Annotated in this window: 15 protein-coding genes; 6 read left to right on the top strand and 9 right to left on the bottom strand. The window is 48.3% G+C overall.

Going from position 1 to position 21,623, the window contains the following annotated elements; all coding sequences use genetic code 11:
• Positions 1-31: 31 nt before the first annotated feature.
• On the bottom strand, positions 32-397 hold the full coding sequence (locus IAQ59_RS10485; protein WP_209330755.1) for a DUF2200 domain-containing protein: 366 nt from the start codon (positions 395-397) through the stop codon (positions 32-34).
• Positions 398-530: 133 nt separating this feature from the next.
• The gene (locus IAQ59_RS10480; protein WP_209330754.1) at positions 531-1,760 is read right to left on the bottom strand and encodes a GTP-binding protein; all 1,230 of its coding nucleotides are present in this window, start codon (positions 1,758-1,760) and stop codon (positions 531-533) included.
• 886 nt (positions 1,761-2,646) lie between these two features.
• Here IAQ59_RS10480 and IAQ59_RS22875 point away from each other — a divergent pair.
• Positions 2,647-3,411, top strand: a complete 765-nt coding sequence (locus tag IAQ59_RS22875) for a tryptophan-rich sensory protein (protein WP_209330753.1) — start codon at positions 2,647-2,649, stop codon at positions 3,409-3,411.
• A gap of 8 nt (positions 3,412-3,419) precedes the next feature.
• Here the strand turns inward: IAQ59_RS22875 and IAQ59_RS10470 are convergent, their stop codons facing one another.
• The 4 genes from IAQ59_RS10470 to IAQ59_RS10455 all read right to left on the bottom strand — a co-directional run bounded on the left by IAQ59_RS10470 (position 3,420) and on the right by IAQ59_RS10455 (position 9,117).
• Entirely contained in the window at positions 3,420-4,388 is a 969-nt protein-coding gene (locus IAQ59_RS10470) for a zinc-dependent alcohol dehydrogenase family protein (protein ID WP_209330752.1), read from the bottom strand.
• Positions 4,389-4,510: 122 nt separating this feature from the next.
• Positions 4,511-5,533, bottom strand: a complete 1,023-nt coding sequence (gene mgrA, locus IAQ59_RS10465; RefSeq protein WP_209330751.1) for an L-glyceraldehyde 3-phosphate reductase — start codon at positions 5,531-5,533, stop codon at positions 4,511-4,513.
• A gap of 56 nt (positions 5,534-5,589) precedes the next feature.
• A complete protein-coding gene (locus tag IAQ59_RS10460) occupies positions 5,590-6,954 on the bottom strand; it encodes an exonuclease domain-containing protein (RefSeq protein WP_209330750.1) in 1,365 nt (454 codons plus the stop codon).
• Between the two features lie 480 nt (positions 6,955-7,434).
• Positions 7,435-9,117, bottom strand: coding sequence for an AMP-binding protein (locus IAQ59_RS10455; RefSeq protein WP_209330749.1), 1,683 nt, complete (start codon positions 9,115-9,117; stop codon positions 7,435-7,437).
• A 206-nt stretch (positions 9,118-9,323) separates the two neighbouring features.
• Between IAQ59_RS10455 and IAQ59_RS10450 the strand changes: the two genes are divergently transcribed.
• The 3 genes from IAQ59_RS10450 to IAQ59_RS10440 are packed head-to-tail and all read left to right on the top strand — an operon-like array spanning position 9,324 to position 13,139.
• Entirely contained in the window at positions 9,324-10,538 is a 1,215-nt protein-coding gene (locus IAQ59_RS10450; RefSeq protein ID WP_209330748.1) for a hypothetical protein, read from the top strand.
• 45 nt (positions 10,539-10,583) lie between these two features.
• A complete protein-coding gene (locus IAQ59_RS10445; RefSeq protein ID WP_209330747.1) occupies positions 10,584-11,201 on the top strand; it encodes a DUF4230 domain-containing protein in 618 nt (205 codons plus the stop codon).
• 21 nt (positions 11,202-11,222) lie between these two features.
• Positions 11,223-13,139: a beta-N-acetylhexosaminidase gene (locus IAQ59_RS10440; RefSeq protein WP_209330746.1), complete on the top strand. Its 1,917-nt coding sequence runs from the start codon at positions 11,223-11,225 to the stop codon at positions 13,137-13,139.
• Here the strand turns inward: IAQ59_RS10440 and IAQ59_RS10435 are convergent.
• The 3 genes from IAQ59_RS10435 to IAQ59_RS10425 all read right to left on the bottom strand — a co-directional run bounded on the left by IAQ59_RS10435 (position 13,126) and on the right by IAQ59_RS10425 (position 16,649).
• On the bottom strand, positions 13,126-14,316 hold the full coding sequence (locus IAQ59_RS10435; RefSeq protein ID WP_209330745.1) for a sensor histidine kinase: 1,191 nt from the start codon (positions 14,314-14,316) through the stop codon (positions 13,126-13,128). The genes IAQ59_RS10440 and IAQ59_RS10435 overlap by 14 nt on opposite strands.
• 299 nt (positions 14,317-14,615) lie before the next feature.
• A complete protein-coding gene (locus tag IAQ59_RS10430; protein ID WP_209330744.1) occupies positions 14,616-15,239 on the bottom strand; it encodes a CPBP family intramembrane glutamic endopeptidase in 624 nt (207 codons plus the stop codon).
• Positions 15,240-16,649, bottom strand: coding sequence for a sugar porter family MFS transporter (locus IAQ59_RS10425; protein WP_209330743.1), 1,410 nt, complete (start codon positions 16,647-16,649; stop codon positions 15,240-15,242).
• A 171-nt stretch (positions 16,650-16,820) separates the two neighbouring features.
• Here IAQ59_RS10425 and IAQ59_RS10420 point away from each other — a divergent pair, with 171 nt between their 5' ends.
• Both IAQ59_RS10420 and IAQ59_RS10415 read left to right on the top strand, forming a co-directional pair.
• Positions 16,821-19,190, top strand: a complete 2,370-nt coding sequence (locus tag IAQ59_RS10420) for an alpha/beta fold hydrolase (protein ID WP_209330742.1) — start codon at positions 16,821-16,823, stop codon at positions 19,188-19,190.
• A gap of 2 nt (positions 19,191-19,192) precedes the next feature.
• Complete coding sequence (locus tag IAQ59_RS10415; protein WP_245189539.1) at positions 19,193-21,592, top strand: alpha/beta fold hydrolase; 2,400 nt, start codon at positions 19,193-19,195, stop codon at positions 21,590-21,592.
• Positions 21,593-21,623 lie beyond the last annotated feature (31 nt).

Here is a 21,623-nt window from a genome sequence, read left to right as displayed (position 1 = left end):
CCGACTTGGAGCCGATCGTTTCTTTCCTCCATCAGCCGGCACGCATGATTTTGTCCAATTTTCTGCCTTTGGCCAGTTCGTCCACAACCTTATCCAAATACCGCACCTTTCTAGTGATCGGATTTTCGATCTCCTCAACTCGGTACCCACAGATCACACCCGTGATCAAGTTGGCTTGTGGGTTAAGCGTAGCTTGGGCAAAAAAGGCTTCAAAGGTGGCCTTTTCGTCGATAAGCCGTTGCAAATCCTGTTCGCTAAAACCAGTCAGCCAAGCTATCACCTGATGTAATTCCTCCTTGCTACGGCCTTTGCGCTCCACTTTCGCAATATAATGGGGATACACCGTGGCAAACGTCATCTCCGCCATGCGTCGATTGTGGTCTGCGGTTGTTTTCATGGGCTTTGCATTTGCTTGATTTGTAAAGATACTACCAAAATACATCTTTTTTTGCAAAAAGCCCATGCGCCACTTTTTGTGCTTTGCCAGCAACCCGCTACCACTCAGTGCCCCTTACGTCCTATTTCAGCCGCTAAATCTCTTTTGGAAACGGATCCTTAAATCTGGTCTTCTTGTCAAAAAGCACTTGCTCCTCATCCCGCAGCAGACACGCCTGCAGTCCCAGTAATAACTTTTCTTTATCAATATCCTGACCAATAAATACCAGTTCGTTCATTCGATCTCCCCATTGCCTGCTCCAACGGCCCTCAATCGCCTGTTGATTTTCTAGAAAAGAAGCATATTTCATTCGTTGGGAAAAAGGCATACTGCACCACCAAACTCCTGCCCGCTCCATACGGGAGGAGCCTCCTGCCTGGGAAAAACTAAGCGCATCGTTGGGTCTAGAGGCCAGCCAAAAAAGGCCCTTTGCCCGGATGATGCCGCTTGGATAACTCTCGTTTAGATACCGCCAAAACCTTTCTGGGTGAAACGGCCGTGGATCCCGAAAAACCATTGATCCAATACCGTATTCCTCCGTCTCAGGGGTATGAACGCCTGACTGAAGCTCCCGTTGCCAGCCAGCCGAAGATTGTGCCTCCTCAAAGTCAAATAGGCGAGTATGCAAGATCTCTGAAATGTCAATTCTTCCAAACTGAGATCTAAGAATCCTAGCTCCGGGGTTCAGCTTTTTTATCGCTGCCTCCAATAATCCGACGGTTTTTTCGTCCACCAAATCCGTCTTATTGAGAATAATTACGTTAGCAAACTCAATCTGATCTGTTAATAGATTGACGATCGTCCGATAATCCCCTTCCATATCGGTGAGATAGCGGTCCCTCAACCGTTCGTTGGTGCCAAAGTCCTGTAAAAAATTAAAGCAGTCCACTATAGTCACCATGGTATCAATGTAACTAAAACGAGAGAGGTCAATTCCATTTTCCTCATCGACAAAGGAAAAGGTCTGTGCAACAGGAACCGGCTCGCTGATACCTGTACTTTCTATCAACAGGTAATCAAAGCGGTTTTCCTTTGCCAGCTTCTCCACTTCTACCATCAGGTCTTCCCTTAGGGTGCAACAAATACACCCATTGCTCATCTCTACCAAACGTTCCTCCGTCCGGGAAAGCGTATTTTCACGGATGCCACCAGAAAGATCGCTATCGACCAAACGGACATCCACGTTTACTTCGCTCATGTCGTTGACAATCACGGCAACCTTTAGGCCTTTCTTATTATGTAACACATGGTTCAGAAGGCTAGTCTTACCTGCCCCCAGAAAACCACTCAAGACGGTGACAGGTAGTTTATCAGTGAGGTTCATGAAATTTGTCGAATGGAAAATCAGTGCTTACGTAAGCACCCTTCGAAAGACAAATATAGCATTAATTATTTACTTGCAACATAGTTGCATTAAAATATTAACTACAGTTATCCCCCCATGCTTTCAATTTTTCGGTTCAAAAGCAGAAAAGGCCTACGCACTTCGGTGACTTCCAATATCAGGCTTCGTTGTAAAGGTCGTTAAACGGCTAGAAGAAGTCATTACCTACAGAGTCTTCCAATTGGGCTTCTCAAAATAGTTAGCCCGTTTTAAAAATTAATTGGCATAAAAAAAGCTATGAAACAATGTCTCATAGCTTTAGTCAATTAACAATAAACCCAAAATAACCTGCTGTAGGAGAAGGAGTCGAACCTCCACGGGGCAGTTAGGCAAAACACGAGCTCCATGTTTGCTTTGTCCTTAGCTCCCCACCCCCGAGACCGGAGGGCATGTCTGCCAGTTTCATCATCCTACATTGTCAACAAACTTTTCGACACGTTTTGTCTTTGTTTGATATCTCAAAGGTAGCACATGAATCGATTTTTTACAAATTCGATAAGATTTAAATTATTTTTTTACAGTATTTTTAATATTTTGACTATACAAGTATCATATCAATAAATACACGTCAATAATGGGCGGCACTTTTTGCCAATTTCACAACGGTTTTCAGGAGGCTTTCCACCCAAAATAACGGGGTTTTAACGGGATCATACCCCTCAAAGACCATCGCTCCTTTCCAAACAGGAAAAACTGCCGTTAATTTTGTATATTTAATCAACCAATTATAAACAGATGAAATCGAGCATGACGCAAGCGACACACACTGGGATGACTATCCGCCATGCGAGATTCCATGTGACCACTGAAAAACAATTATAGACACATGAAATCCCTAACACTACTGATCGGAAATTCACTTTCCTTTTTGGCGGTCCTGTATTCCAACTACCTCTTTGGCAGTGGCGCAGCGGGGGAAAGATCTGTGGGGGAAGTAAGCGAACGGTATACCACACTGATCACGCCCGCCGGATATGCCTTTTCGATCTGGGGACTGATCTACTTGCTTCTTTTGGGGTTCCTATCCTTTCAATGGATCGCTTACCTTCGAGGAGATGCCAATAACTCCCTACAGCCTGGCGGCATCTGGTTTTTGCTTTCAAACGTCTTCAACTGTACTTGGATATTCCTCTGGGTCAACTTGGCTTTGGGTTGGTCGGTATTGGTGATTTTCGGCCTATTGATTTCGCTGGTCGCCTTGTTGATTCAGTTGGAATCGTATAACTTCAGTACCGCTCGGCGTAACCGGATTTTCATTCACCTTCCAATAGGCATTTACCTGGGATGGATTATCCTAGCCACCACGCTGAATATGGCTGTTTGGTTACAATCCACCGGAACAATAGGCATTTCCATACCTGAAAATTGGGTACTGCCCGTGGTGATTACTGCTGTGGCCGTATACCTTTTCCTATTGTACCAACACAATCGCAAAGAACCTGCGTTGGTTGGGGTTTGGGGATTTGTGGCTATCGCCGTCAGCCAATGGAACAAGGAGAATTCCGTGGTTTGGATCAGTCTGACCGCTGCCGTTGTACTCCTTGTACTAGCGGTCACCAAACAGATCAATGGAATCCGGAAAGCGGCATAGATAAGCCGTTAAACAAGGAGTATTTTCCCACTTCGCCCAGGCTTTTCAAATGCCGCTATCGCATCGATGACTCGCTCTATGGGGTACCTTTCTGCGACATCCACCCGCACTTCAGCCTTACCCAAGGACGTCAGTACTTCACGGAAAGCCTTCATTCTGGCAGCTGCGTCCAGCTCGGCCAAATAGGATGTTAGCCAGAAACCCTCCACTTTTAGGTCTTTAAAAATAAGTAGGCCACTGTTCAAGGGAATGCTTTTCAAACTAAGTAAACCATACACGATCATTCTTCCCTTTGCACGAAGACAGGTCAAGGCTTCGGCACCCAAGGTGCCCCCCACAGCATCAAATACCACTGCCACTCCGGCCTTGTCGGTTACCTCGCTAACGCGTGCAGCCAATTTCTCTCTTTCCGTATTTACCACCACTTCAGCACCCAAGGCTACCAAAGATTGTATCTGCTCGTCGCGACGCACCGTGCAAAGGACACGAATTCCCCTTTTTTTGGCCATCTGAATTACCAACTTGGAAAAAGCCGAGGCCCCCGCCGTCAACAACAGCCAATCTCCCTCGCCTAGCTGCGCCCGATCCAGCATCCCATAGGCTGTCATGGGGTTTATAAAAGCCTGACAGGCTACATCGTCGGACATACCCTGCGGCGCAGGTATCAATTGATCTGCTGGAAGGCAAATATACTCTGCCCAAGTGCCTATCCCGCTGAATATTACACGGTCACCCTTCATGAAGCCCGAGTTGCCATTCGAGTCTTCGATGACCCCCACAGCCTCAAACCCCGCCGGGGATGGAAAACGGGGCTGCAGGCCATACATGCCCCTGATAAACATAATATCCGCTGGGTTGATGTTACGTGCGGTGACACGAATCAGTACTTCTCCTTCTCTAGGGGATGGAATGTCCACTTCCTCCACCCGGAGCACTTCAGCTGGCATCCCCGCCTCGTGAAAAATGACTTTCTTCATATCGTTACTATTTTTTCCACATGATTAACTACCTTTCGCGACCCAAAGACCGAGAAAAGTTTACGCTGATAGTATACTATCCTTCTCCTATTCCAAGGATTTGCTGACCCTCCTTACCCGAATCACCCGTTTTTCAACACCCGTTCAATTTCTCCAAGCTCTTCATCCGAAAAAGCCAAATTTTGTATGGTGGCTACGTTATCCTCCAGTTGCTCTACCCGACTGGCACCTACCAGTACGGTAGTAATACGGGGATCTTTCAACAGCCAGGCGATCGCCATTTGGGCAAGCGTCTGCCCACGACGGCCCGCAATATCATTTAATGCGCGAACCCGCTGCAACAGCTCCGGTGTGATGGCATCGGCCTGTAAATACCGGCCGTCACGTACCGCCCTGGAATCCTCTGGTAGGCCTTTGAGGTATTTGCTGGTCAAAACTCCCTGCTCCAACGGCGAGAATGGGATGGCTCCGATGCCTTCCTCCTCAAGTACATCCAACAAACCATCCTCTACCCAGCGATCCAGCATGCTATACCTTGGCTGATGAATGAAACAGGGTGTGCCTAATGCCTTAAGGATCTGTGACGCCTGCTTGGTCTCCTCGGCAGAATACTGCGAAACCCCCACATACAGCGCCTTACCCTGCCGCACGATGTGATCCAATGCACCCATCGTTTCCTCCATGGGCGTCTTCGGATCCGGCCGGTGATGGTAAAAAACATCCACATAATCCAAACCCATGCGCTTTAGACTTTGGTCCAAACTGGCAATGAGGTACTTGCGCGACCCAAAATTCCCATAGGGCCCGGGCCACATGTCCCAGCCAGCCTTGGAGGAGATGATCAACTCATCCCTGAGTGGCAAAAAATCCTTTTGTAGTATCCTGCCGAAATTCTCCTCCGCGGCGCCAAATGGCGGACCATAATTGTTGGCCAAATCAAAATGGGTGATCCCCAAGTCAAAAGCCTTCCTCAAGAGCTTGCGTTGATTCTTGAAGTCATCGGGATGTCCAAAGTTGTGCCACAGGCCCAGGGAAATTAGCGGGAGATCAATGCCGCTTTTTCCGCAGCGCCGATACTGCATCGTGTTGTATCGGTCGGCCAAAGGCTGATAGGGCAATAACGCATTGTGGTCATTGATATGCATAGGTACTGATTGTTTTAAGTTCGGTAAATCTAAAAAAAGCGGTTGACGGTGATCAATCAACTACTAAGGTAATAAATATTTTTGTTTTGGCCCCGTTCGAGGTAGGCCCGCAGATAGTAAGCGGTCTCCGGTACGGGCTTCACAGGCTTAAGGAGCTCCAGTAGCTGTTCGGGCTGGGAAGGAGCAAAACGCTTATCGATATAACCAAATGCAGACAGAAGCCCTCTTTCAAACAATAGAGCGGCTTCCTCCTCGTCGCCTCGGCCTTTTTCCTTGATCAAAATCACCTTTTCATCGAGCCGAATGGCCTCCAGCATCGCATTGACCCGCTCGTTATAGAGTTCGGGACTCTCTGCACCCTCACAGGCGCCCATGCAGCTTCCCTCTAGACGGTCGTAGCAGGCGCCAACGACCTTTTGAATACCGCAGAGCTTGGGGCAGAGCGCGTGATATTTTACTTGGGCGAGCAGAAAATGCCAAGCCTCTGCATGGGTATTGAAACTGCAAATGGATTCCTGCATGCCGCCGGCCTTCCCAACTCCGAGCCGAATAAACCCTCCCTGATCAAGATAGGTAAACAGTCCCCAACGAGTGGATTTGACCTTCATGGCCCGGTTGTATTTCGGCCAATGCTTTTTTATCTCCAACGTCTCAACCAGCAGCGCCAAGAACTCGCTACCTGTGAGCTCGTAACTGACGTCGTGGACCTCTGTTTTCAAATCAATCTTTGCTTTTCCGGAAAAGTGTCCTTTGAACCGACTCTTGATATTCAGTGCCTTGCCCACGTAGATGATCCGCCCTTGCTGATCGTGAAAGTAATATACCCCAGTTTCTTCCGGCAGCTGCGCATATTTCTCCTGACTGATGTGGGGAGGTAGCGACGTTTCCTTTCGCTTCCCCTTCAACGAAGCTGCGATTACCCCGTTAGCATCCGCCTCCAACAACTGACCAAAAAGCAAGGCTGTGGCATAAGCATCGCCCATGGCGCGGTGCCTACCTCGGATCTGTATTCCCCGCTGATCACATAGAGTACCAAGCGAGTAAGAGCGGTGCCCGGGAAATATTTTCCTACTTAACCGAACCGTGCACAGCATCGCCGGGCTATAGGCAATACCTTCTGACGCGAAGGCCGTCTTCACAAAGTTGAGATCAAAATTCACGTTATGGGCAACAAACACCTTACCCTCCAAAAGTGCGGACAGCTCCCCGGCAATTTCGGAGAATGTCGGAGCCTGCTCCAACATCTCACTGGTAATCCCTGTTAGGCCAGTGATAAAACCCGGCAACATCCGATTGGGATTTATAAGTGTCTGATATTCTTTTACAATACGCACGCCATCGTGAATCACTACGGCGATCTCGATGATCCGATTCCCTGCCGAAAATCCTCCCGTAGTCTCTATATCTACAATGGCATACATGTTGAATCTATCAGTTTTCGATTAGGATAGTATGGATCATTATTTGTAAATTCCCACAGCCTAAAAGTAACACCTTACTCGGAGTTGGCAAATGATACGGGGTAAAAAAGAAAACCGAGATAATACCAATTGAGCATGTTGACGGGTGTAGCCATCGTAAGACTTTTGGGAATGACACGGCAAATGGAAAAAACACCCCGAAATAATGACTGACGAGGAACTTTGACAAATTGGGAGGGGGAGGACGGTTTGAAGATATCCACATAAATTCCTACCATAAAATCGAAATTGACTTTTATTGGTGGAAAGAAAAGTCTTATCTGAACCCTGCAGATGAACAAATCAAAGAGTATTTGGAAGGTATTCATCCTATTGAAGATTATACCTTATTAGACGAAAATACTACTTGATTTTTGAAAGAGGCGAGGAAGAGGCATTACCCCTCTTCTATTAAAAGGGGTATGCCATTTCGTTCCTTAATCAACCCAGCGATTTCTTCTCGTGGTTTTCCTTGATGATCCGACGTAGGATCTTACCTACATTGGATTTGGGAAGCTCGTCCACAAAGTAGACTTCCTTGGGCACCTTATAACTTGTCAGGTTTTCCCGGGCAAAGGAAATCACTTCATCGCTGCTAAGCGCAGCATCATTGGCCACCACATAAGCCACCACCTTCTCGGTGGATTTGTCATCGGGCACACCTATCACACCCACTTCATTTACCTTATCGTGAGCGGCTATGGCATCTTCCACCTCGTTGGGATACACGTTGAAGCCGGATACCAAGATCATTTCCTTTTTGCGGTCCACAATGCGCAGGAAGCCATCCGTATCTATGGTGGCGATGTCACCGGTTTTAAGCCATTCGCCCAAAAAGACTTTTTCACTCTCCTCCGGCCGCTGCCAGTAGCCCCGCATCACCTGCGGCCCCTTGATGCACAGCTCTCCTTTTTCGCCCACCGCAACTTCATTTCCATCGTCATCCACCACTTTCACCTCGGTATTGGGCAGCGGCATGCCGATGGTTCCGATGCGCTCAGTACCGTCTATGGGATTACAGGTTGCCACCGGCGAAGTTTCGGTAAGTCCATATCCCTCTGCCAATGCCGTTCCGGTAACTTTCTGCCACCTCTCGGCCACTGCCCGCTGTACGGCCATTCCACCTCCTACGGCCACTTTCAGAGAACTGAAATCCAGACTTCGGAAGGCCTCTTGATTCAACAGCCCGTTGAAGAGTGTGTTTACGCCCGTGAAAACACTAAACTTGTGCTTGGCGAGCTCCTTGCAAAATGCGGGCATATCCCTTGGATTGGTAATAAGTACATTGTGGGCACCAATTTTCAGCATGGCAAGGCAATTCACTGTCAACGCAAAAATATGGTACAATGGCAGTGCTGTGATAACCGTTTCTTCCTTTTCCTTCAACTTTGGCTTCATCCAAGCAGAAATCTGCTGCATGTTGGCTACGATATTGCCGTGGGTCAATTCTGCACCTTTGGATACACCCGTGGTGCCACCCGTATACTGCAGATAGGCGAGATCGTCTTGGGTGAGTTCCTCCCTGCGGTAGGTCTGCGAGGCTCCGAAAGCAAGTGCCTTTTTGATGGAAATGGCTCCCGGCAGGGAGTAAGAAGGAACCATTTTTTTCACGTGTTTTACCACCAGATTCACGATGGTGCCCTTGAGACCACCGAGTAAATCTCCAATTTCGGTTACAATGATGTGTTTAGCGGGGATCTCGGATCGGATCTTCTGCAGATTGGCGGCAAAGTTCGCCAGAATGACCACCGCAGAAACTCCGGCATCTGTAAACTGGTGCCTCATCTCCGTGGGGGTATAGAGTGGGTTGGTGTTGACGATCACCAATCCGGCCCTCAGTGCGCCAAACATTACCACCGGGTATTGTAACAGGTTGGGCATCTGTATGGCAATCCGATCCCCCTTTTTCAATTTCAGATCATGTTGCAAAAACGCCGCAAAATTTTTGGACAACGTATCCAGCTCGTCAAAGGACAGTGTCTTGCCCATGCATTCATAGGCAATCGCCCCGCCATAGGACTTGATACTCTCTTCAAAAAGATCCACAACGCTGCTGTAAGCGGCCACGTCAACCTGGTGGGGAACCTCCTTGGGGTAAAATTTAAACCATGGAAAATCTTGCATATTGTCTTATTATTTTGAGTTTATCAAACAGGTGATCCGTACAAACTTTGCGTACTAAGATATCAAACTATACAGCGAAACAAAACCGAAGGAAATGTTTTTTTATAAACGCATTTTAGCTGGCTACCGTTTAAGAAACTTAGGCTTTGTTCTGTGCACCAAAATGGCATAACTTTGGCTAATAATTCCTGAAAAATTCCAAACCCATGCATGTAATCCGAATCACACCCATTTTACTGGTATTGAGTGCCTTTGCCTTCGGTGCACGGGCACAACAGGTCGACTCTTTGGCTGTTTCACTCGAAAACTCGCTCAAACAAAGTCTGCTCAAAAGCATTGAATTGAAAACCGACTCACTTAACAGCGATCTGGGAACGAAGCTATCCGATCTCGACCGTCGCATTCAAATGCTGGACGAATCCCTGGAAATCACCACCAACGAACGGCAACTGGTGGACAAATTGGTAGAAAGGGTTAAGCTAATAGAGGATTTTCAGCAGGCTGAGCGGGAGTCTGAGCTCAATATCTATAAAGGCAACTATCAGTCTGCCATCATCAACTTGGTCTCGATGGAAAGGGAACTGAAGCCATTGCTTCTATTCAATTCCACCCGGGAGTTTTTTAACACCTTGAACAACATCGGCAACCCCACCCAATACCCCGGGTTCAACGATTGGTACAAGGGCTTCCAGTCCTTTGTAAAGGAAAACAAAGAAACCAATGCCACCTTGGGCGTGGTATCCAATTTGATGAACCTCACCGGAAACCTTTCCGCTGGAACACCCATTTTCGGCACCTTCAGTCAAACCCTGTTTATGGGCATGTCCAACTACGTAGACCAATTGGGATCCAACAAAAAAACGGCGGATTTGCGTGACCGAAGCCAGAAAATGTTCGAACTGGTAACCGAAATTGGTCAATTCACCAGCGACAAAGATCTGGTAGAGACAGAATGGGAAGCCATTAATGTGGAATTGGAAGAGCTCAAAGAGCTATATGAATCCAACTTGGAGAAAAACCTGGAAATTCTCGGCATCAAACGGAACGAATTTGACCGTCGATTTACCAACGAAAACGACGCAAACAAACGGTATCAGTACCTCAATGAACTGACGGACATTATCTCGCAAAAAGTAAGCGAGGAGCGAAACCAAAATCCCAAGAATTGGAAAAACACCTTCTTCTACGAGATGAGTGAAATACAATCCTTGAAAATCCGCTTTGGGACCATCACCTTCCGAATCAGCGAAAACATCGGCAAGTATAATGACCTGATCACCAAATACAAGAAAAGCCAGAACTTGGGCACTAAAATAGTCGATCTGGAAGCCAAGCTGTTGAATATGAAAAATTCATTTGACTCCGCCTTCAGTCCATTGGACTATATCAATTCCGCAAATAAAATGTATAAAGTTTACTAATCTTTCCCTCCGGCAGGTAGCCGGAGGGATGCCTTTCAATTGCCTATGGTTCGTTTTCTAGCCGGGGTCATCGTCACGCTGATGCTCGTTTTGACCACTTGGTTTTTTGTTTCCAAAAAGGAAGAGAAACAAGAATTACAGTACCACTCCGCTCTCATCCAACAGCAAATCAGCCAAGTCGGCAAGCTGATTGTTACGGAGGGGCAGTTTTCCCAAGTGATGAGCTATCGGAATACCAGAAAAAACTATTTCGATATTTTTTCAGCCAACAAAAAGGCGCTCGTGATCGTCAATGCCAAAGTGACGATAGGGTACGATCTACGTAAGATCCAAACAGATATAGACGAGGCCAACAAAACCGTGCGCATTACGAATATCCCCGCTCCCGAAATCAACATTTACCCTGACCTGTCGTATTACGACGTTACTCAGGATTATTTTAATAAATTTGGGGCGGAGGATTATAACAAAATAAAAAACACCGTCCATAAAATGATGGAGGACAAAGTCTCGCAATCCAATCTGAAGGCAGACGCCAGAGCTCGGCTGCTTAGTGAGCTTTCAAAAATCTACATCCTAACGAACTCCATGGGCTGGACATTGGCCTATGAAGAAACTGAGATTACCAACATGGAAACGTTGCAACAACTGGAATTGAAATAAACAAAAACAAATTACATACAGATGAACAAATCCCTACTTGCAGGGGTGATACTCTTCTTGGCCATAGCGGCAGGCCCACTTGCACGTGCACAAGAAACCCTGAGCATCATACCCTATCCAAAAGAAGTAACTATCCAAAACGGCTATTTTCAACTGACTCCCGGCACGCCCATTTTGGCTACTACGGCCGATTCTCGCAAATCCGCCGAACTTTTTAATCAATTGCTATTGGCCAGACAGGGGTTTAGCCTACCCATCACGCAGGTAAAACCTTCAGGCAAAGCAATCATCCTCGGCGAAACGGAGGGGGCTGACGGAAATGAACGCTACGAGCTGGAGATTTCACCTGAACAGATCCTCTTAACCGGACGAAAGGCGGGAATTTTTTACGGCCTTCAAACTGTGTTACAGCTGATTGAATCCCGAGACGGAAAAGTGACCGTTCCGGCCGCCCAAATCAAAGACGAACCCGCCTTCGCATACAGAGGGCTTATGTTGGACGTTTCTAGGCACTTTTTCAGTACCGATCAGATTAAGAAAATGCTGGATCTCATGGGGTATTTTAAATTCAACCGCATGCATTGGCACCTAACCGAGGATCAGGGCTGGCGATTAGAGATCAAGAAGTACCCCAAACTCACCCAGGTCAGCGCTTGGAGGGATTCCACCATTATAGGCCAGTATTACGACTTCAAGCCGTTCATTTATGACGGCAAGCCACATGGTGGATATTATACACAAGAAGAAGCCAGAGATATCGTTCGATACGCCGCAGAACGGCACATCACGGTCATTCCCGAAATCGAATTGCCCGGACACAGCTCTGCCGTGTTGGCCGCATACCCGGAGCTCGGGAGCTTTGAGGTGAAAGATGGCAAAGCACTGCCTGGTACCATACCTGCCAAGAATGACAAAGGGGAGCCTTACAATAACGAGCTGAATACCTATGTCCCCGGCTACTGGGGCGTACACTACAACATCTACGGACCAACGGAAAAGGCTTTTGGATTTTTAGAGGATGTACTCACGGAGGTAATGGAGATTTTTCCCAGCGAATACATACACATAGGTGGGGATGAGGTACCAAAAGACCAATGGATAACCTCTGAAATCGCCCAAAAGGTTATCAAAAAAGAAAAGTTGGCCGACGAACACGAGTTGCAAAGCTTTTTCATCCGCCGCATCGAAAAGTTCCTGAATAAAAATGGACGTAAGCTTATCGGCTGGGATGAAATCTTGGAAGGAGGGCTGGCCCCTAATGCCACCGTGATGAGTTGGAGAGGAGAAAAGGGCGGCATCGAAGCAGCTAAAATGGGACATGACGTCATCATGACCCCCAATAGCCACCTGTACTTTGACCATTACCAAGCGGCCGACAAAACCACCGAACCCTTGGCCATCGGCGGTTTTTTGCCCCTAAAAAAGGTTTACAGCTACTCCCCCATCCCTGAATCACTTACAACCGAGGAACAAAAACACGTCTTGGGTGTGCAGGCAAACCTGTGGACCGAATACATCCCGACAAACAACAAAATGGAATATTTTCTGTTTCCTAGGGCATTGGCACTGGCAGAAGTGGCTTGGAAAAGCAAGGAAGAAAAGAACTTCAAATCCTTTACGCACCATCGCTTGCCCAAGCGGCTCGCTGAACTGGAGGAAAGAAACGTTTTCTTCCGGATTCCCGAAGCAGAAATTTCGATTTCCAGGGACGAATCTACCAAACGGCACTTAATTGCCATTACGCCTTTAGTAGCCAATGCAGAAGTATTCTACACAGTAGACGGGCATAAAGCCGATCAAACGGCAAACCGCTATACGGGAGCTTTCCTAGCGCCCATTCCGGGAGAAGGGCAGGGACCGCTGACATTAAGATACATCCTGGTAACGCCCGGAGGCAGAAGCAGCAACGAGTTTCAGGTTGAGATCAAACTTCCTTAACCGAGGAATCGACAGATTTTAGGAAAACCCGGAAAGTAGACCCCTTTCCGGGTTTACTTTCTACTCCAAGGCTACCTCCCATCATCTCCGCCTGTACCTTGGTGATAAATAGCCCAAATCCCCGTGAATCCGCTGTTCGGTGAAACGTTTCATACAACTTAAAAAGCCGGTCTTTAAATTTTTCCAGGTCGATACCCAGACCGTTGTCCGTTACTTCCATAACCACGAAATCACCGTCTACCCGCGCAACAATCGCTATCTCTAATGGCCGGGCCGGTGACTTAAATTTGAGGGCATTGGAAAATAAATTCAGCAGTATGTGGTTCAAATAAGAGGGAACGACATCTACCCACAAATTCTTATCAACCTGTACATCAATACGGGCATCCGCTGCCTCTACCTCTCCCTCCATAAGCAACAGCGTCCTAGCCACCGCCTTATTGAGATTTCTGGCTGACCTCGGCTTTGACAAAGCGTCTTGAATATCGATCACCTGATTGAGATTTCGAATGGTCTGATCCAATTGATCCGCCGTCAACCTAATAAGATCGGTATATTTTCTCCTTTCCTCTACGGGCTCATCCGGATCGTCGAGCAAATCCACCAACCCCATGATATTTCCCGCATGAGACCGAATATGATGAGAAACAATATGAGTGAAACTTTTGAGTTTGTGATTTTGATCCGCCGCCAAATCCAACAAGGCCTGCATGCGTTCCCGTTCCTCTATCCTGTCGGTGATCTCACAGCCCCAAGCCAAGAAAATGGCTTCGTTGCCTAGAAACCTCAAAACCTGAACCCTCCATTCGACCACTCTACCTTTGCGGGATTTATCGGATACCCAACTCTTCGATGCTACACTGCCTTCAGTCAACTCTTTAAATAACGGACGGATCATTTCCAGCTCCTTGCTGGAAAATTGGTCAAAAAAAGTGAATCCTGGCTTATGGAAATCTCGCCATGAATAGTTCACAAAGGCGCTATTTGCGAAGCACACGGCTCCCCTACGATCAAAACACACCACAAAACCCGGCGCATTATCCAAAACTTCAGTAAAAAAATCCTCCATCTTTGTCTGATGCACCATTTGCGCCCCAGAGGACGCAAAAAAAGCGCTAGGGGTGCTTAGTTTAACAGGAGTAAGTTGCTCCCTACTATCGTTATTCTTCCGAGTCATGTGTCAAACATTGATTTTTCAGTGTAGCATCAATGCGAATCCTATCTGTTTACGTCCTTTTGCTACACCAATCAAAAAGCTTCGATCAATAGTATAAACGCAAAATTAAAATAATTATAGATAAAAATTAAATATAAATTTAAAATTTTTCTTACTTTATTATAATTACTATTAATTCGCTTTTCAAATAAGCTAAAATGTCTTTTGGTCTCGATGACCCACATTACATCTGTTTATAATTTGTTCTTTAATGTTCAGATGGAGTCCCTTCCTACCGGCCAGGCAGGTCCGAAGTATTATCATTCATCCCTTCGTGGGGCGCTTGCATCATGCCTGCCTGTCCGGTAGACAGGCTCGATTTCAGGGTTTCTTTCTCCGGAAGTTCCAGTAGTCAGCTTATAAATTAACACCCAATCAAAAACCGCATGGGCCAATGCGACTGCGCAAAAGCCCATTTCCTCAAACAAGAAACCAAACCCTGCAATAACCCCTACCATCAGCGCCCCATACACCGAAATCCGCCAATTGCCTGGATTCAGGTAGCCATGAAGCGCCACAAAAATCAGAGATGTCCACCAAATGCCCAATAAGGGCTGTAAACCCGCCCGAAAAAACAACTCCTCCCCCACGCCCGCACAAGCAGAAACCAGCAAAATGGCAAAGGGTGTCCACCGAAATGAACCAATCAGTCTGCGATAGTAATGTCGCTCTTTAGCAAAAAATGGCGCATTTATTACAAGCAAAGCGAGTGCAGAAGACGCAAGACCTGCCAGTATACCCCAAAGCAGCTGCTCCCTGAGCGGCCGTCCACCCACAATCACCAACCATGGATCTGCATCTTGAAAAAAGTAGATAACCAATATCCCTAAAAGTCCAAATACCAGCAGGGTTAACAATCCCAGCCAAAACAAGCTGATCCGCATCTACGATTTCCTTTCCAGCCAATATTGTTCGATCTCTTCGAGGGATTTGCCGGCAGTCTCCGGGATCATCTTCCAGATGATGTACATATAAGGCAAACACATTAGCGCAAACAAAAAGAATGTTCCCGAGGGGCCTAGATTTTCCAAAAACCAGGGAGTCAGCTGCCCGACCAGGTAGGTCCCAACCCAAAGGGAGAGGCCGGCAATCGACATCGCGATCCCTCTGACCCGGTTTGGGTACATTTCAGAAAGCAGGACAAAAATCACCGCCGAGATAGAAATTGCCGTAAAGAAAATGTATGCAATAAATAACACAAGCAGCCAGATGACGCCTATTCCCAGTGCCTCGCCTTGCCAAAAGTAAACACCGATCGCTAGCAGGGTTACGATCATACCGGTCACACCAAAATACACCAAGCTTTTACGCCCGACACGATCGATGATGAAAAGTGCCAAAACAGTGGTCAGCACATTCACGAGACCGACCCAAACCTGATAAAACAAAGCGTCGCCTGAGGAAAGCCCGCTTTGCTCGAAGATAGTAGGACCGTAATACAGTACTGCGTTGACCCCCATAAACTGACCCAAAATGGCAATGGCTACACCGATAAGCACCGGACGACGTAGCTGCGGCTGCCACAGTGAACTCCAACCGGAATCAGAAGCACGGGCTATATTTGTGTACACCTCCTCTATTCTCCATTGAATCTGCTGGGCATCCTGATAGATCCGGGCAAAAATGACCCTTGCAGCCCCTTCCTGCTTCTGAACAAGCAGCCACCTGGGACTTTCAGGAATGAAGAATATCAGGACAAAAAAGGCCATGGCAGGAATAAACTCCATACCCAACATGCCCCGCCAAACCTCATCACGAAAAATCCATATGACCCAACTGGACGATTGATCACTTATTTGGTCAGAAAATGCCTGTAACTGAAAATTCACCAGATAGGCCCCCAAAAATCCAACCGTAATGGCTAGTTGATACAAGGATACCAAGCTGCCGCGGTATGCGGAAATGGCCATTTCGGAAATATACATGGGTGAGATAATGGAAACCATGCCTATGCCCGCACCTCCAACAATGCGAAAAAACACCAGTTGACCAAACCCAGCAGCAACCGCACAACCGAATGCCGACGCAGTAAAAAGCAGCGCCGCCAGAAACATAACCTTCTTTCGGCCAAAACGGTCACTCAGCCATCCTGCCACGGAAACGCCCGCGATCGATCCTACCAAGGCACATCCCACGTACCAACCTTGCTGCAGCACGTCCAATTCAAACTGACGGGAAACCTGCGTGATGGTCCCCGAAATAACAGCAGTGTCATACCCGAACAAAAAGCCGCCCAATGCAGCCACAGTGGATAAAAAAACCAGGTAGAGGAATGAAGGATGGAGGGTTTTCAACGGCTAGAGGAGTTTAATTAGGGAGCAAAATAGGCAAAAGTCACGGGGATACCGTGTACCTACACGCTAAACGTGCCCATTTATCACAAAATTTAGACATTGCTGTTAGGATAAGCAAATTTTGGCTTAAATTTAAACCACTTGGCAGATGTCAAACAGCTAACAAATCCAATGAGAGGTAGGACGCTTCACCTATTACCAGTATGTTTTCTATGGATGCTCATTATGGTCATCCCAGAGATTGTCCATGGCCAAGAGGGTGAGCTCCAAAAAAGGAACGCCTATCTGCGGGAGCTTATAGGACAAAACCGACCCCACCCCACTCCCAAGCAACGACCGAGGGATGTCTTTGCTTCGTTCGTTCGTTTAAGTGCACAGGACAGCACTTGGGACGCTTGGCAATCTCGAACGGGCGAGCTGCCTCCAAACTTCGACCGAATGCCTTCCATTCCGATGTTGCCAGACCCCTTGGTTTGGAACGAAGGTGAACAGTCCCTGCCCATCACCAACAGGTCCCAATGGCACACGCAGCGGGACTGGATCAAAGAAAAAGTGAAGGAACTCTTTGCCGGCACCTTCCCGGATCCCCCAACCAACCTAACCAGCCAACTTTTGGAGGAGCGTCTGGAAAACGACGTGCGGGTACAACGGATTGAGCTGCGGTTTGGAGCACATCCGGAAGCCAAACTAAACCTGGAAGTATTTACGCTTCCCGGCGAAGGGCCCTTTCCGGTTTTCCTCACGCAATGGAACCACCGTGGCTGGGCACAGATCGCTGTCAGAAGGGGGTATATGGGTGTGATCTATGCCGGCGCGGATGAATTTGACGATACCATTCTTTATCAGGAAGTTTATCCGGGGTACGATTGGACCGCGCTGATGACCAGGGCATGGGGCGCATCCCGGGCAGTGGATTACCTCTACACGCTGCCCGAGGTAGATAAATCGAAAATAGCCCTCACGGGGCACTCTAGAAACGGAAAGCTCTCCCTCCTTGCCGGAGCCTTTGATCCCCGCTTCACGGCCGTCATAAGCAGCAGCGGCGGCACAGGTGGGGAGATTCCATATAGATACACCGACGAACGGCATGAAAACGAATCACTGGACTACTTAAATTCCATCCGTCCGCAATGGTTCCACCCAAGGTTACGTTTCTACAATGGACGGGAACACAAACTCCCGATCGATCAAAACTCCCTGATGGCCCTGATCGCTCCCAACGCGCTTTTGCTGAGTTCCTCCATCCGGGAAGAAGGTGGCGGAGATCCCTGGGCCATCGAGCAAAATTTTCACTCCGTAAAACGGGTTTATGAATTTTTGGGAGCGCCTGACCGAATCGGTCTACGGTTCCGGGACGGAGGCCATGGGGTTGCCGCACGGGATTTAGAATCTTACGTAGATTGGTTGGATATCCAATTTGGGCGTTCTGACAAAACCTGGTACAATCGGCTGTACTATCCTTACAGCTTTTATAGTTGGTCAGCTAAGCAATCGGCGCCGATCAATCCCATGGACTTCCGGGAGGTTGACCCTGCCAACCCACCGTTGCTTTCAGGTGTGGCATCCCGTTCGGATTGGGCCGGCCGAAAAGCACAAGTCCGTGAAGGGTTGGAGCTATTACTGGGAAAAACGCCTCCTGGAATAGGACCAGCAGCGATTACCGAGTTAAGTGAACGAGAAGATTATATGGATCAGTTGATCCAACGCCCCAACCCAAAAAACAGCGTAAGAAGGAATATCGCTCCGTATCGTGCCATGGGTGACTACCAATACGCAGCCCTCTACTTTCCCGCCGATCAAGATGGAAAAATACATCAGCCGAAAGGCGGAAAATTCCCCGTAATCATCTGGTCCCATAAATTCATCAATACCGGTTTTGACCGCTTACTCAATCCCTTGATATCAGATTTTCTGGACAAAGGCATCGCGGTGATGGTCTTTGATCAGCTAGGTTACGGTAGCCGTATCGAAGAGGGAACGGACTTCTACGAACGCTACCCCGGTTGGTCCAAGATGGGGAAAATGGTAACCGATGTACAGGCCGCCATGGATGCCCTGCAGGAGATCGAGCTCATTGACACAAACAGCATTTTCTTGGGAGGATATAGTCTGGGCGGTACCATCAGTCTGCTTACCGCCGCCATGGACGACCGGGTTGCCGGCGTAGCTGCCGCCTCGGCTTTCACTCCATGGAGAGAATATACTTCATCCCAAGAGTACGAGGGTATTCGGGCCTATTCACACCTGTATGGGTTAATTCCGAGATTGGGCTACTTCCTGGGCAGTGAAAAACGTATACCTGTTGACTTTCCGGAAATTCTGGCGGCAATCGCCCCGAAACCGTTACTGCTTTTCACACCAGAAATGGACCGCCACGCAGATCTTCGTGCCGTCACCCACAGTATTTCCCTTGCGAACCGTGTGTACGGACTACATGGCAACGTACGTATCAACCAGAAAACCCCTCGGACTTTTAGCCAATTTACTCCTGCCCACCAAAAGGAACTGGTAGACTGGGTTCAACAGCAACTGACTCCCTAATCATGAAAACACAAAAGCGTCTTTTCGTTCTGTTTACTTTCTTGCTTTGCTTGGCCTTTTTTGGCACGGCAAGCGCCCAACTAGCCCCGCTTAGATTGGCTACCTTTGACATGGATGCAACTCCTCCGGTCGGTTCCTATTTGGCCTATGATCAGATGGAAAAGGCAGGCGAACTTGGACTGCGTGCCCGGGGTATTGTCCTGTCAGGCTCGGGGCTTCCCATCGTACTTTGCGCCATCGATTGGATCGGCATTGCCAATGAAAGCCAGGACTTCTTCAAGTCCGTTATTGCCGAAGCAGCGGGTACGATACCGTCACGTGTATCGGTGCATACCGTGCACCAACACGACGCACCGATCAGTGATTTTTCAGCAGAGCGGATACTTAAAGCCGCGGGCATAGACCCGCTTTCCTATGAGGGTACCTTCCAACGGGCATTTGGACACCATTTGGCCCAAACCATTCGAAAATCCCTGGTTTATGCCGTTCCCGTCACCCATATCGGACATGGGGAAGCGAAGGTGGAAAAGGTCGCCTCTAACCGCCGGATCATCGGCTCCGATGGAAAGGCAATACACTCCCGTACATCGGCTACCAAGGACGCTGCGATCCGGGCCTTTCCGGAGGGAGTCATAGATCCAACCGTCAGCCTACTCAGCTTTTGGAGAGACGATACACCTGTAGCCGTACTAAGTTTCTATGCCGTACATCCTCAAAGCTACTACTTAACAAAAATCGCCAATCCGGATTTCCCAGGTTTGGCGAGGTACCTTCGGGAACTGGAAGTACCGGAAGCCCTTCACGTGCATTTCAATGGCGCAGGTGCCAACGTGACCGCAGGCAAATACAACGATGGCTCCAAAGAAAACCGACTGATCCTCGCCCAACGGTTGGCCGCAGGTATGAAAGCCGCCTGGGAAAATACCCAAAAAACCCCCATTTCGGGCAACGAGATAGACTGGAAAGTCGTAAATGTGGACCTGCCCATAGCAGCCAACGTAGCCCAGATACGTCAGGAGATGCTTGAAAAAGACATGCGCTGGCGGACAAATTACCTGCAAAAGCTAGCCTGGAAGGAACGGATGGAATCCGGCTATTCCAACCCCATTTCCTGCCTGTATTTGGGTGATACGCGGGTACTCCTTCTGCCGGGGGAATTATTTGTAGAGTATCAATTGGCTGCTAAACGCTATAAACCCGGCCTACAGGTGCATATGGCGGCCTATGCCGACTATGGCCCCTTCTACATAGGTACCGCAGCAGCCTACGAGCAGGGAGGCTATGAAATATCGACCAGCCCCACCACCGCAGCAGCTGAACCCATTGTGAGCAAAGCAATCAACCAATTGCTCGATTATAAACCGATTAAGAGCGACCTGATTCCCGCAATTACACAGAAAAAACCGGAAAAAGGAGGCATTTCCAATCTGGGAGAATGGCAGCAAAACCGGCAAGAGGTGCTGCGAAACATGGAAAAAGTGATGGGAGCACTTCCTTCCAGAGAACAGGTACAAACTCCCCGGGTTGACTATCTGGATACGCTTACCAACGAGTATTTCACCCGGTACACCATCTCCTACGAAGCTCATAGCGGATTCTGGGTGCCGGCATTTTTGTACCTTCCAAGGGAAACCAGGTCGCTCGGCACACCGGCAATACTGGCCCTGCATAGTACCGGAGATCCGGGCAAAAAAATCGTGGATGGACAAACCACCCTGGAAAACCGTGCGGTGGCGAGGGAACTGGCCGCCCGTGGCTATGTGGTTTTGGCCCCGGATTACCCAAGTTTTGGAGATCTGAAAGACCATGATTTCGAAACAGATGGCTTTGAGTCGGCTACTATGCTGGCGATCTGGAATCACATGCGCGGAATTGATCTCCTGCAGGCGCTACCGGAAGTAGACGGCAGCCGCATCGGAGTCATCGGGCATTCACTGGGCGGGCACAATGCGCTGTTTGTAAGTGCCTTTGATGAGCGGATCCAGGTGATTGTCAGCAGTTGTGGCTGGACCCCCTTTGATTACTATGATATTGGAGAAGAAGCTTCCAAACGGTACGGGGGCCGTCTGGGACCTTGGGCCCAGGATCGGTACATGCCCAAAATACGGGAATATATGCCCGATAAACGGCTTCCCTTTGATTTCACGGATATCATCTCCATATTAGCTCCCCGGGCCTTCTTTTCCAATTCTCCTACCGGCGACGGAAATTTCGATGTAAAAGGCGTGAAACACGCGCTCGGCGAGATCGAACCTGTATTTAAGTACCTGGGGGTTTCTGAAAATCTGGAAGTACATTTTCCGGACGCCGGCCATGATTTTCCACTGGAAGTACGACAGGCCGCTTACCGATTTATGGACCGCCAATTGAGTTTTAAACCCATAAACGCCTCCATTCCTTAATACGATTTAGAACAAACAACCATGCAATCCA

The organism is Lunatimonas salinarum, assembly GCF_017811155.1.
Taxonomy (GTDB): domain Bacteria; phylum Bacteroidota; class Bacteroidia; order Cytophagales; family Cyclobacteriaceae; genus Lunatimonas; species Lunatimonas salinarum.
The sequence above is the reverse complement of the archived record's forward strand: the minus strand, read 5'-3'. Positions and strand labels throughout refer to the sequence as shown.